The 12,085-nt window shown below is 67.1% G+C and carries 11 protein-coding genes and 2 pseudogenes; 12 read left to right on the top strand and 1 reads right to left on the bottom strand.

The window, feature by feature from the left end; genetic code table 11:
- The 11 genes and pseudogenes from J7024_RS34520 to J7024_RS34470 all read left to right on the top strand — a co-directional run.
- Positions 1-285: pseudogene (locus J7024_RS34520) on the top strand (PAS-domain containing protein); the annotation flags it as partial.
- Between the two features lie 154 nt (positions 286-439).
- Positions 440-1,717 (top strand): ABC transporter substrate-binding protein, encoded by a 1,278-nt coding sequence (locus J7024_RS34515; RefSeq protein WP_124830049.1) that lies wholly within the window; start codon positions 440-442, stop codon positions 1,715-1,717.
- 68 nt (positions 1,718-1,785) lie between these two features.
- Positions 1,786-2,742, top strand: a complete 957-nt coding sequence (locus J7024_RS34510) for a carbohydrate ABC transporter permease (protein ID WP_175751915.1) — start codon at positions 1,786-1,788, stop codon at positions 2,740-2,742.
- 1 nt (position 2,743) lies between these two features.
- A complete protein-coding gene (locus tag J7024_RS34505) occupies positions 2,744-3,574 on the top strand; it encodes a carbohydrate ABC transporter permease (protein ID WP_124830051.1) in 831 nt (276 codons plus the stop codon).
- Positions 3,575-3,608: 34 nt separating this feature from the next.
- Positions 3,609-4,745 (top strand): ABC transporter ATP-binding protein, encoded by a 1,137-nt coding sequence (locus J7024_RS34500; protein ID WP_124830052.1) that lies wholly within the window; start codon positions 3,609-3,611, stop codon positions 4,743-4,745.
- A gap of 91 nt (positions 4,746-4,836) precedes the next feature.
- On the top strand, positions 4,837-5,646 hold the full coding sequence (locus J7024_RS34495; RefSeq protein WP_124830053.1) for a ThuA domain-containing protein: 810 nt from the start codon (positions 4,837-4,839) through the stop codon (positions 5,644-5,646).
- The gene (locus tag J7024_RS34490; RefSeq protein WP_124830054.1) at positions 5,643-6,791 is read left to right on the top strand and encodes a Gfo/Idh/MocA family protein; all 1,149 of its coding nucleotides are present in this window, start codon (positions 5,643-5,645) and stop codon (positions 6,789-6,791) included. The genes J7024_RS34495 and J7024_RS34490 overlap by 4 nt, the downstream gene beginning before the upstream one ends.
- A gap of 126 nt (positions 6,792-6,917) precedes the next feature.
- Positions 6,918-8,336 carry a maltoporin gene (locus J7024_RS34485; protein ID WP_124830055.1) on the top strand — a complete coding sequence of 473 codons (1,419 nt, stop codon included), beginning with the start codon at positions 6,918-6,920 and terminating at the stop codon, positions 8,334-8,336.
- A gap of 5 nt (positions 8,337-8,341) precedes the next feature.
- Entirely contained in the window at positions 8,342-9,079 is a 738-nt protein-coding gene (locus tag J7024_RS34480; protein ID WP_234745884.1) for an aldo/keto reductase, read from the top strand.
- Positions 9,046-9,249 carry a hypothetical protein gene (locus tag J7024_RS34475; protein ID WP_234745883.1) on the top strand — a complete coding sequence of 68 codons (204 nt, stop codon included), beginning with the start codon at positions 9,046-9,048 and terminating at the stop codon, positions 9,247-9,249. Before J7024_RS34480 ends, J7024_RS34475 begins: the two co-directional genes overlap by 34 nt.
- Positions 9,250-9,288: 39 nt before the next feature.
- Positions 9,289-10,296, top strand: a pseudogene (locus J7024_RS34470) (glucokinase); the annotation flags it as partial.
- A gap of 422 nt (positions 10,297-10,718) precedes the next feature.
- On the opposite strand, the gene J7024_RS34465 reads toward J7024_RS34470, so the two are convergent.
- Entirely contained in the window at positions 10,719-11,627 is a 909-nt protein-coding gene (locus J7024_RS34465) for a LysR family transcriptional regulator (protein ID WP_124830058.1), read from the bottom strand.
- Positions 11,628-11,770: 143 nt separating this feature from the next.
- Between J7024_RS34465 and J7024_RS34460 the strand changes: the two genes are divergently transcribed.
- Positions 11,771-12,085: NAD(P)-binding domain-containing protein (locus tag J7024_RS34460; protein ID WP_234745882.1), on the top strand; the 315-nt coding region annotated here is incomplete at its 3' end.

Raw genomic sequence — 12,085 nt, 5'->3', positions numbered from 1 at the left:
GCGCTTGGCGCGCGGGCCGACGCGGTCGACACCGGCGACGCGGCATTGCGCTGGCTGACCGAGCACGGCCCCGTCACGCTCGTGTTGTCGGACATCTCGCTCGGCGCGGGCGGCAGCGGCATCGCGCTCGCGGCGCGGCTCGCCGAGCGCTGGCCGGCGCAGCGCGTCGCACTTACCTCGGGCCTGCCGCCCGAGATTCATCAGACCCATCCCGACTGGCCCGCCGACCTGCCGTTCGTGCCGAAGCCGTTCGATCTGGCGGCACTCGCCGCGCTGCTGGGCTGACGCGCGACGGCGATTGTTTCGATTGTTAATGACGGGATGCGTTTCCGAAATTTTCGATTAACCGGACTAGGGTTTCATAGACCCACGGCACCCGGCGGCGCATTCGCGGCACCGTGGCGTGCGACGAGAACGATTCGAAAAACGGAGACACCGAATGACGAAGCTCAAAGTGGGTTTGCTGACGACGGCGCTTGCGACGGCGTTTTTTACGGCCGCCACGGCTGGCGCGGCGACGCTGCGGATCGCATGCGGCGCGGCCGGCGTCGACCAGGACATTTGCCAGGTCTCGGCAAAGCATTGGGCAGAGAAGACCGGCAACGAGGTCGAGTTCATCAGCATGCCAAATAACTCGAGCGAGACGCTGGCGCTGTATCAGCAACTGCTCGGCAGCGGTTCGGACAAGATCGACGTGATGCAGATCGATACGGTCTGGCCGGGCATCCTCGCGAACCATCTGGTCGACCTGAAGCCATACAGCAAGGGGCTGGAAAGCCAGTCGTTCCCGAGCATCGTCGCGAACGATACGGTCAACGGCAGGCTGGTCGCGATGCCGTGGTTCATCGATACGGGGCTGCTCTACTATCGCAAGGACCTGCTCGACAAGTATCGCGTGAAAGTGCCTGCGACGTGGGACGAGCTCGACGCCGCCGCGCGCAGGATCCAGTCGAGCGAGCGCGCGGCCGGCAACGAGAAGGTCTGGGGTTACGTGTGGCAGGGGCGGGCATACGAAGGGCTGACCTGCGATGCGCTCGAATGGATCAGCAGCTACAACGGCGGCACGGTGGTCGACGACAAGGGCCGCGTGACGATCGACAACCCTGGCGCGATCAGGGCGCTCGAGCAGTCGGCGAAATGGGTCGGCACGATCAGCCCGAAAGCCGTGCTGAATTACGGCGAAGAGGAAGCCCGCGGCGTGTTCCAGGCCGGCAACGCCGTGTTCATGCGCAACTGGCCGTACGCCTGGGCGATCGCGAATCGCGCGGGCAGCCCGATCAAGGGCAAGGTCGGCATCGCGCCGCTGCCCAAGGGCGGCGCAGACGGCCGCCCGGCCGCCGCGCTGGGCGGATGGCAGCTTGCCGTGTCGCGCTACTCCCCGAATCCGAAACTGGCCGCCGATCTCGTGATGTACCTGGCGAGCGCGGAGGTGCAGAAGATGCGCGCGATTCAGGGAGCGTACAACCCGACGATGCTCGCGCTCTACCGGGACAAGGACATCCTGCAGGCCAACCCGTTCATGGCCGACCTGCTGCCGACATTCGGCACCGCGGTCGCGCGGCCGTCGACCGTGACCGGCGCGAAGTACAACCAGGTCAGCAACCAGTTCTGGAACGCCGCACACGACGTGCTCGCCGGCAGCGACACCGCATCGGGCGCGCTCGCGCGGCTCGCCGCCACGCTCAACCGGCTCGCACCGGGCGGCAACTGGCACTGAGCGCCGCAGCGCGCGATTGATCGATCGGGCCGCCCGCCGCATGGCGCCGGCCTGACAGGAGACATCGAATGAGAACCGGAAGCATCGAGATAAGTAGTACTCCTGCATTTGTGCAGGTGCCCGCCAGGGCCCGATCGGGGCTCGCGCAGGCGCGTCGGCGCCAGGCATGGCTGCTGGTGGCGCCCGCGCTGCTCGCGCTGGCGGCGATCGCCGGCTGGCCGCTGCTGCGCACCGCATGGTTCAGCCTGACCGACGCGCAACTTTCCGATCTGTCGCAACGCCGCTTCGTCGGCCTCGACAATTATCTCGGCGCTGCGGGCGTGCTGCGCGATCCGGCCTGGTGGCAGGCCGTCGGCAACACCGTGCTGTTCTCCGCGGCGTCGGTAGTGCTCGAGACGGCCGCGGGCATGGGCGTCGCGCTGCTGCTGGACGTGCCGTCGCGGCTGCGCACGCTGCTGCGCGCGGCCGTGCTCGTGCCGTGGGCGATCCCGACCGTCGTGTCGGCGAAGATCTGGAGCTGGATGCTCAACGACCAGTTCGGGATCGTCAACGCGATGCTGATGTCGATCGGCGTGATCCATGAACCGCTCGCATTTACCGCCGACGCACGCCTCGTATTCCCGACCATCGTGCTTGTCGACGTGTGGAAGACGACCCCGTTCATGGCGCTGCTGATGCTTGCCGCGCTGCAGACGGTGCCGCGCGATTGCTACGAGGCCGCGCGAGTCGACGGCGTGCCGCGCTGGCGCGTGTTCCGGTCGGTGACGCTGCCGCTGATCCTGCCCGGCGTGCTGGTCGCGATGATCTTCCGCTCGCTCGACGCGTTGCGCGTGTTCGACCTGATCTACGTGATGACGTCGAACAGCCGGATCACGAAAAGCATGTCGGTCTATGTGCGCGAACAGCTGATCGATTTCCAGCAGGTCGGGTTCGGGTCGGCGTCGGCGATGCTGCTGTTCGCCACGATCGTGCTGTTCACCATCGGCTACATGGCGCTCAGCCGCCGCCGGATGAAGGAGGCGTGACTTGAAGAAGCATTCACTCGATGCCGCGATTCACGGGCTGCTGTCGGCGCTCGTGCTGGTGATCGCGCTGTTCCCGTTCGTCTACATGATCGGCACGTCGGTCAAGCACGGCGACGCGTTGTTCGATACGTCGCTGTTTCCGTCGAGCCCGTCGCTCGACAACTATCGGCAGCTGTTCCGCGGCCAGCCGTTCGGCGCGTACCTGCTGAACTCGGCGCTCGTCGCGGGCGGGGCGGTCGCGCTGTCGCTCGCCGTCTCGGTGCTCGCTGCGTATGCGCTTGGCCGCGTGTCGTTCCGCGGGCGCGGCGTGTTGATGATGTGCATTCTCGGCGTGTCGATGTTTCCTCAGGTCGCGATCCTGTCGGGTCTGTTCGAGCTGGTTCGCATGCTCGGTCTGTACGACCATCTCGGCGCGCTCGTGCTGTCCGACCTGATCTTCACGCTGCCGTTCACGATCTGGATTCTCGTCACGTTCATGCGCGAGCTGCCGCGCGAGCTGGAAGAAGCGGCGCTCGTCGACGGCGTCGGCGTGTTCACGCTGATCTTCCGGATCTTCATGCCGCTGCTGCGGCCGGCGCTGGCCGCGACGTCGCTGCTCGCGTTCGTGTCGGCCTGGAACGAGTTCCTGTTCGCGCTGACCTTCATGATCTCGCCGGGCCAGCGCACGGTACCCGTCGCGATCACGATGATCTCGGGCGCGAGCAGTTACGAATTGCCATGGGGAACCATCATGGCCGCGTCGGTCATCGTCACGGTGCCGCTCGTGCTGCTGGTGCTGGTGTTTCAGCGGCATATCGTGTCCGGTCTGACTGCCGGCGCGGTCAAGGGTTGACGCGCATCGGCGCATCAGGATCGAGAGGAAAAACATGAGTCAGATCAAGTTGAGCGGTCTTCACAAGCAGTTCGGCACGACCCCCATCCTCAGCGACGTGAATCTCACGATCGAGCCGGGCGAGTTCTGCGTATTCATCGGCCCGTCGGGCTGCGGCAAGTCGACGTTGCTGCGGATCGTCGCCGGCCTCGAGGAACAGAGCGCGGGCGACGTGTGGATCGATGGCCGCTGCGTCAACACGTTTGCGCCTGCCCAGCGCGACATCGCGATGGTGTTTCAGAGCTATGCGCTCTATCCGCACATGTCCGTCTACGAAAACATGGCGTTCGGCCTGCGTCATCTGCGCTTGCCGAAGGACGAGATCGACCGGCGCGTGCGGCTCGCGTCCGAGTCGCTGCGTCTTGGCGAACTGCTCGAACGCAAGCCAGGCGCGCTGTCGGGCGGCCAGCGGCAGCGCGTCGCGATCGGCCGCGCGATCGTTCGCAAGCCGAAAGTGTTCCTGTTCGACGAGCCGCTGTCGAACCTCGATGCGGCGCTGCGCGTGAAGACGCGCGTCGAGATCGCGAAGCTCCACCGCGGCCTCGACAGCACCAGCATGATCTACGTGACGCACGACCAGGTCGAGGCGATGACGCTCGCCGACAAGATCGTGCTGCTGCGGCCGCTCGAAGGACGCAACGGGATCGCAAGCATCGCGCAGATCGGCACGCCGCTCGATCTGTATCACCGCCCGGCGAGCCGGTTCGTCGCCGGTTTTATCGGCTCGCCGGCGATGAACTTTCTGCCGGCAAGCGTCGCGGCGGCTGGCGGCACCGAGGTTCGCGCGCTGGCGAAGGATCATCCGCTGATCGCCGGCGTGTGCGGCGACGACCTCGAACCGGGTGCCCGCGTGACGCTCGGCATCCGCCCGGAACATGTGCGGGTGGGCGCCGGCATCGTGACGGGCGAGGTCGCGCACGCCGAGCAGATGGGCGAGCACACCTATCTGTATCTCGATACGCCGCTGTGCGACCAGCCGATCGTCGCGAAGACCGACGCGCTCACCGTGCGGATCGGCGAGCGCGTGCGCTTCGATCTGCCGGCCGGCGCGATGCATCTGTTTCATCCGGACGGACGCGCGGCGGCACGTACGCCGCACGCGCCTGCCGAACCGGCGCTGGCGCTCGCCTGAGCGGCACGCAGGGCATTCAATCACGGGTTTCAGGCGGCCACGGCGCAAGGCCGCTGTCGAATTGGCGCCAAATCATCGATAAAGGATAGTCATGCTAAACAATAAGCTTTCAGTGATCGTCTGGAACGAGTTCGAGCACGAACGGGAAAACGCAGGCGTGCGAGCGATCTACCCTGACGGCCTGCACGAGGTGATCGCCAGCGCGCTCGCAGAGACGCCGGCGCTCGGCCACGGCGCATTGCCGCTTGAAATCGGCACCGCGACGCTCGATCAGCCCGAGCATGGGCTCGACGAAGCGCGGCTCGCCGCGTGCGACGTGCTGATCTGGTGGGGGCACAAGGCGCATGCGAAAGTTTCCGACGAGATCGTCGAGCGCGTGCAGCGCCGCGTGCTCGAAGGGATGGGTCTGATCGTGCTGCATTCCGGACACTTCTCGAAGATTTTCCGCCGCCTGCTCGGCACGAACTGTTCGCTGAAGTGGCGCGAGGCGGCCGAGAAGGAGCGGCTGTGGGTCGTCGAGCCGTCCCATCCGATCGCGGCGGGACTCGGTGAATATTTCGAGCTGCAGCACGAGGAAATGTACGGCGAGCGTTTCGACATCCCGCAACCGGACAGCACCGTTTTCATCTCGTGGTTCGAAGGCGGCGAGGTGTTTCGTTCGGGCTGCTGCTGGGAGCGCGGCCATGGCCGGATCTTCTATTTCCGTCCCGGGCACGAAGCGTATCCGACCTATCACGACCGCAACGTGCAGCGTGTGATCGCGAACGCAGTGCAGTGGGCCGCCCCCCGCGTGAACCTCGTCGACCGCTGCCCGAACTCGGCGCCGCTCGAAACGCTCAGCGAGAAGAGCGGGCAGTTCGCGCACGTCGGCATCCAGCAAACCGCCGGAGACCTCGCATGAACGACGATTACAAGGTCGAGCTGCCGGAAGTGGCCGCGATCGCGCGCGGCCGCCGGCTGCGCGTAGGCGTGATCGGACTCGGAATCGGTCGCAAACATGTCGAAGGCTGGCGCGAGCATCCGGATGTCGACGTGGTCGCGATCGCCGATCCCGATGCGAAGCGGCTCGCGAAAGTCGGCGACGCATTCGGCATCGACGCACGCTACGCCACGGCCGATGCAATGCTGGCAGCGGAGAAGCTCGATGTCGTCAGCGTCTGCACGCCGAACGTGTTTCATCGCGAGCTGACGCTCGCCGCGTTCGACGCCGGCTGCCACGTGCTGTGCGAGAAACCGATGGCGCTGAACGCGGACGAGGGACGCGACATGCTGATCGCCGCGCAGCGCGCCGGCAAGCGGCTCATGATCAATTTCTCGTACCGCTTCAGCGCGCAGTCGCGTGCGCTGAAGGCGCAGGTCGATAGCGGTCTGTTCGGCGATTTCTACTTCGGACGCACGGTCTGGCACCGCCGGCGCGGGATGCCGGGCTTCGGCGGCTGGTTCGGCACCAAGGCGCTGGCGGGCGGCGGCCCGCTGATCGATCTCGGCGTGCATCGCCTCGATCTCGCGCTGTGGTTGATGGGCTATCCGAAGCCCGTGTGGGTGATGGGCAGCACCTACGATCCGATCGCGCGCGAGCTCGCGGCGCGCGCGGGCAAGACATTCGACGTCGAGGATCTCGCGGCCGCGCTGATCCGCTTCGACAACGGCGCGACGCTCGCGCTCGAGGCGTCGTGGGCAACCAACATCCAGGAAGCGGAGCTGATGGAGACGCGCCTGCTCGGCACGCGCGCCGGGCTGCTGCAGAAGAACCTGAACGAGGGCTACACGTTCGACGCGCACGTGTTCATCGAGCAGAACGGCGCGCAGTTCGACATGCGCCTGAATCCGCCCGCGGAAGGCGCGCATTCCGCGATGTACGACTACGCGGAAGCGATCCTGTGCGACGTTCCGCATCCGGCGCCCGGGGAGGAAGGGCTGATTGTGATGGAAATTCTCGACGCGATCTATGCGAGCGCAGCCGCGGGCGAGCCGATCCGCATTCACGCGCCCGGGCCGGCGGCCGTCGCCGCGCCGCCCTTGCTGGACCTCGACGTCGCGGGTTGACGTCGCACCGGGCCGGCGCGGGTCGTCCACCGCGCCGGCCCGCCGATCGCACGACGCAGCACGCACACCTATTCGATGACGCCGCGCATCGCACGCGGCGCACTGACAACGTTTGGAGACACGTTCATGATCAACGAAGCAGGCCGCGCCGCGCGCGCTCCCGCACGCACCGCGTTCAGACCCACGCGGCTCGCCGCCGCTTTCTCGCTGGCCGTTGCATCGGCCGCGCTGCATGCGGCGCCGGATCCGGCAACGACGGTCGCCGCGGACGGTGCGCCGGGCGGGTTGTCGCAGGCAACGGGCGTCGTGCCGGCCGACACGAGCCCTGCCAACGTGGCCACGCCGACGCCGTCGTCGGCCTGGAACCAGTTGACGCCGTGGACGCAGTTCCACGGCTATCTGCGGGCCGGCGTCGGCACCAGCGACAGTCACTCGCAGGCCTGCTTCCAGCTGCCGGGCGCGCAAAGCAAGTACCGGCTCGGCAACGAATGCCAGGTCTACAGCGAGCTGGAGATCGATCAGACGCTGTACAAATTCTCGAACGGCATGCAGTTGTCGGCGGTGGGCATGGCGAGCCTCGTCAACGATCTCGATCGCACGCCGACTTTCGACGGCAATCACGGCAAGATCCGCCTGCCGCAGTCGTACGTGCAGCTCACGAATTTCCCGGGTCTCGACGACATGCGAATCTGGTTCGGGCGCATCTACTACCGGCGCAACGACGTTCACATCAACGACTTCTTCTACTGGAACCCGAGCGGCCTCGGCGCGGGCATCGAGAACGTGCCGATCGGTGGTGGCCTGAAGCTCAGTTACGCGCTGTTTCGCGAGGACTACATCGACCAGCCGGATTACGCGACGCGCCACGACCTGCAACTGTCGGGCCTGCACCCGAACCCCGGCGGGGAACTGCAGTTCGGGCTGTCGTACATCCCGGCCCGCGCGCCGGTACTGAATGCGAGCGGCCTGCTGCAGGACGCGCACGGCGGCTGGTCGTTCACGGTTCAGCACGTGCAGACCAATCTGCTCGGAGGCAAGAACAAGCTCGCGTTCCAGTACGGCGTCGGTCCGGGCACGGGGCTCGGCTACACGGGAACGCTGACCAACGACAACCGCTACAAGAGCCTGCGCGTGCTTGACGCGTTCGACTGGCAGGCGACACGCGACTTCAGCGGACAGGTGGTCGGCATCTACCAGCGCGACATCGCGCCGTCGGGCGGATCGCAGACCTGGATCTCGATGGGCGTGCGGCCGGTGTATGCGTTCACGCAGCACGTCAAGCTGCAGGGCGACCTCGGGCACGATCGCGTGACGCCGTCCGGCGGCCCGACGCGCACGCTGCTGAAGGCGAGCGTTGCGTTGACGCTCGCGATGGACCGTTCCTTCTGGTCGCGGCCCGAATTCCGCGTGTTCTACACGTATGCGCGCTGGAACCAGGCCGCGCAGGATGCGGCCGCGCCCGGCGATCCCCTGTCGACGACGGGTATCTTCGGCACGTCGCGCACAGGTTCGACGGTCGGTGCGCAGGTCGAATGGTGGTGGTGAGCGCGATGACCGAACGCTGTACGACGATGTCGATGGGGGCCGATGCCGTGACGTTCTCGCGCATCGTGTTCGGGATGTGGCGGATCGGCGACTGGGCGTTGTCCGCCCGCGAGCGCCGTGCGCTGATCGAGGCGGCGCTGGAGCTCGGCGTGACGAGCTTCGACCATGCGGACATCTACGGCGACTACACGGCCGAGAGCCTGTTCGGCGACGTGCTGGCCGATGCGCCGCACCTGCGCGAGCGGATGCAGATCGTCACGAAGTGCGGGATCCGGCTCGTGTCCGCGCGCCGCCCCGCCCACGGGATCAAGCACTACGACACGCGGGATGCGCATGTGGTCGCGTCGGTCGAGCAGTCGCTGCGCGCGCTGCGCACCGACCGGCTCGACCTGTTGCTGCTGCATCGCCCCGATCCGCTGATGGATGCCGACGAAGTCGCCGCGACCTTCGCCGCGCTCCGGCGCGACGGAAAGGTGAGGCAATTCGGGGTATCGAACTTTACGCCGGCGCAGGCCGGGTTGCTGCAGGACCGGATGGCGGCGCACGGGATGTCGCTCGCGACGAACCAGGTCGAATGTTCGCTGCTGCATCTCGCGCCGCTCGACGATGGCACGTTCGACCAGGCGCAGCGCTGGCGCTGTCCGCCGATGCTGTGGTCGCCGCTCGCGGGCGGACGCCTGTTGACGGAGGCGTCGCCCGCACGCGCGCCGTGCGGATCGGCAACGTGCTCGGCGTGCCGGTGACGACGGTGCTGTTCGCGTGGCTGCTCGCGCTGCCGTGCCGGCCGCTGCCGATCGTCGGGTCGAGCCGGATCGCGGCGCTGCGCGAAGCGGTGGAAGCGACCCGCATCCGGCTCGAACGCGAGCACTGGTTCGCGTTGCTGGGCGCGGCGCGCGGCGTGGACGTGCCATGACCCTAGCAATCGACACATGATGACAATCCGGGAGAGACGATGAGCGAAGCGACCCTGAACGGTCGGCCGGTCGCGCCGTGCGGCGTGCAGACCGGCGAACCACGCCTGCTGGCGGACATCGGCGGTACGCACGCGCGCTTCGCGCTGGAGACCGTGCGCGGCGGGATCGGCGACGTACGCGTCTATCGATGCAGCGCCCATGCCGGCGTGGACGACGCGGTGCGCGCGTTTCTGCGCGACGCGGACGGTGCGCAGGTGCGGCACGCGGCGATCGCGATCGCTAATCCCGTGAGCGGCGACATCGTCAGCATGACCAACCATGACTGGCGTTTCTCGATCGACGCGACGCGCCGCGCGCTCGGATTCGACACGCTGCATGTCTTCAACGATTTCGCGGCGCTGGCGATGGCCGTGCCGCATCTGTGCGCGGGGCAGCGACGGCAGGTCGGCGGCGGGCAGGCGACGCCGGAGGGTACGATCGGCGTACTCGGCGCTGGAACGGGGCTTGGCGTCTCGGCGCTCGTGCGCGCGGGCGACACATGGGTGCCGTTGTCCGGCGAGGGCGGGCATGTGTCGTTCGCGCCCGCCGACGCACGCGAGGCCGACGTGCTGCATTACGCGCGGGCGCGCTGGCAGCACGTATCGTTCGAGCGGCTGGTCGCCGGCCCCGGCATCGCGGTGATTCACGCGGCGCTGGCTGCGCGCGACGGCTGCGACGTACCCGGGGCCGACGCGGCTGATACCGCGGCCATCATCGCGCGTGCGCTCGCGGGAGACGCACGCTGCATGGCGACCCTCGACTGCTTCTGCGGCATGCTCGGCACGTTTGCCGGCAATCTGGCGCTGACCCTTGGCGCGACCGGCGGCATTCATATCGGCGGGGGCGTCGTGCCGCGCCTTGGCGCGTTGTTCGATGCATCGCCGTTCCGTGCCCGCTTCGAGGCGAAGGGCCGCTTTGCCGACTATCTCGCGAAGATTCCGACCTTCGTGATCACCGCGCCGCATCCTGCCTTCGTCGGCGTGTCGCGCCTGCTCACCCGCGCGTTGGGCGAGGCCGGCTGACGTGATGCATCGGCCTCGATCCGATGAGCTAAAGTTGGTTTCTTCGGTACTGAAGCAAGAGGCTGAACCGACAGGGTCTTGGCTGCAGTTCGGACTAAAACCGGAGGCAGGTCACGCGGACGCGACCGCGCTGCTGCAGCGGCGCACCTCCGCCGCGAGCGTTGCGGCGGATCTGCCAGGTTGAGCGGGTTTCACCTCGGTTTCCTGGACCTTCGGCCTGCTTGGAGAAATGCACGGATGAGCGAGCTTGTTCAAATTTCGCCTGGCGTTGTGTCTCATCCATGAAGCGTTTCTGAACTCGGCTGCCGCTCGATCCGCTGGAACACCTTGCAGCGGAATCGGCGGCCTCCATGAAACCGTTTCTAAGCCCAGACTCGCGTCGCGGGCAGGAGCACGGGCAGGCACTGCTAGCGGAACGCCCGCATCTGCCCCGTCATCATCTGCAGCATCTTGTTGGCGGCCACCGAGAGCTTGCGGCCCACGCGCGTGACCATGTGCGCCTCGGCGTTCTCGAGGATCGGATGCGCGATCTCGATCGCGAACAGCTCCCTGGCCTGCAGTTCGGCTGCCACCGCGAAGGCTGGCATCACCGCGATGCCGAGTCCCGATCTCACGAACTCCTTCAGGATGGCGAAGGAATTGGTGGTGACGATCGGCCCGAGCCGCACGCGCTCGGCGTATTCCACGGCCTCCATCATCTGCCGCGTGCCGTAGGAGGGGTGGGTGGCCGCCAGCGGGTAGGTGGCGAGCTGCTGCACCGTCAGCACCTTGTGGCTGCGGCGGGGGAAGTCGGGGCCGACGATCGCCATCATCGGCTGCCGCTTCGACGCGCGCGACACCAGTTTCGGCTCGGCGGGCGGGTTGTAGACCAGGCCGATCTCGCCCTCATCGTTCGAGATTTTGCGGATCACGTCGTTGGTGCTGCCCACGTCGAGGTTGACGCGGATCCCGGGGAACTGCCGGCAGAACTGCTGCATTGGCCCCGCCAGTAGATCCGAGACGAAGCCCTCGCCGAGCACCAGGCTGACCTGGCCGGTCGTGAGCCCACGCAGTTCCTGCAGGCGCGAGATCAGGTCGTCGCGGTGCGCGAGCTGCTCACGGAAATATTCGATCACGCAGCGTCCCGCCTCGGTGGGCGTCACGCCGCGCGCGTGGCGCTCCACCAGGGTGGCGTCGAGCTCCTTCTCCAGCAGCCCGATCTGGCGGCTCACGGCCGAGGGCGCCACGTCGAGCCAGTCGGCCGCGGCGCGGATCGTGCCGCAGCGCACGGCCTCGTAGAAATAGACGATCCGGCTGTCGGTAAGGGTATCGCTCATGATCCTGGTGTTCTAAAAAAGAGAACAATATCAATATTGGCGTTGATTGATTATACGGATCGCCGGACCGAACATCGTGGCCATGCAAGGCGGGCGCAAGCTGGCGCACCGGCCTCGAACCAACAGCTAACGGGAGTCGTCGGATGAAAACGGTGGGCGTGATCGGTCTGGGCAACATGGGGCGCGGCATGGCGGGTTCGCTGCGGCGTGGCGACTACACGGTGCTCGGCTACGACGCCGCGCCTGGCGTGGCGCTCGCGCTGGCCGGGCAGGACGTGCTGTCGGCGCGCGACTCGGTGGCCGAGATCGCGCGCGACGCCGACGTGCTGTTGCTGTCGCTGCCGACGTCCGCGGTGGTCGAGGCGGTGGTGTTGGGCGCGGGCGGCGTGCCCGCGCATGCGAGACCCGGCAGCCTCGTGATCGGACCCACCACCGCTGATCCGGACCGCACGGTGCCG

The organism is Burkholderia sp. WTPI3 (assembly GCF_021483755.1).
Classification (GTDB): domain Bacteria; phylum Pseudomonadota; class Gammaproteobacteria; order Burkholderiales; family Burkholderiaceae; genus Burkholderia.
The sequence above is the reverse complement of the archived record's forward strand: the minus strand, read 5'-3'. Positions and strand labels throughout refer to the sequence as shown.

Excerpts from the sequence above, each read along its gene's own strand:
- J7024_RS34515 (WP_124830049.1), top strand. The coding sequence starts at position 440 with ATGACGAAGCTCAAAGTGGGTTTGCTGACGACGGCGCTTGCGACGGCG.
- J7024_RS34510 (WP_175751915.1), top strand. The coding sequence starts at position 1,786 with ATGAGAACCGGAAGCATCGAGATAAGTAGTACTCCTGCATTTGTGCAG.
- J7024_RS34500 (WP_124830052.1), top strand. The coding sequence starts at position 3,609 with ATGAGTCAGATCAAGTTGAGCGGTCTTCACAAGCAGTTCGGCACGACC.
- J7024_RS34495 (WP_124830053.1), top strand. The coding sequence starts at position 4,837 with ATGCTAAACAATAAGCTTTCAGTGATCGTCTGGAACGAGTTCGAGCAC.
- J7024_RS34490 (WP_124830054.1), top strand. The coding sequence starts at position 5,643 with ATGAACGACGATTACAAGGTCGAGCTGCCGGAAGTGGCCGCGATCGCG.
- J7024_RS34485 (WP_124830055.1), top strand. The coding sequence starts at position 6,918 with ATGATCAACGAAGCAGGCCGCGCCGCGCGCGCTCCCGCACGCACCGCG.
- J7024_RS34480 (WP_234745884.1), top strand. The coding sequence starts at position 8,342 with ATGACCGAACGCTGTACGACGATGTCGATGGGGGCCGATGCCGTGACG.
- J7024_RS34465 (WP_124830058.1), bottom strand. The coding sequence starts at position 11,627 with ATGAGCGATACCCTTACCGACAGCCGGATCGTCTATTTCTACGAGGCC.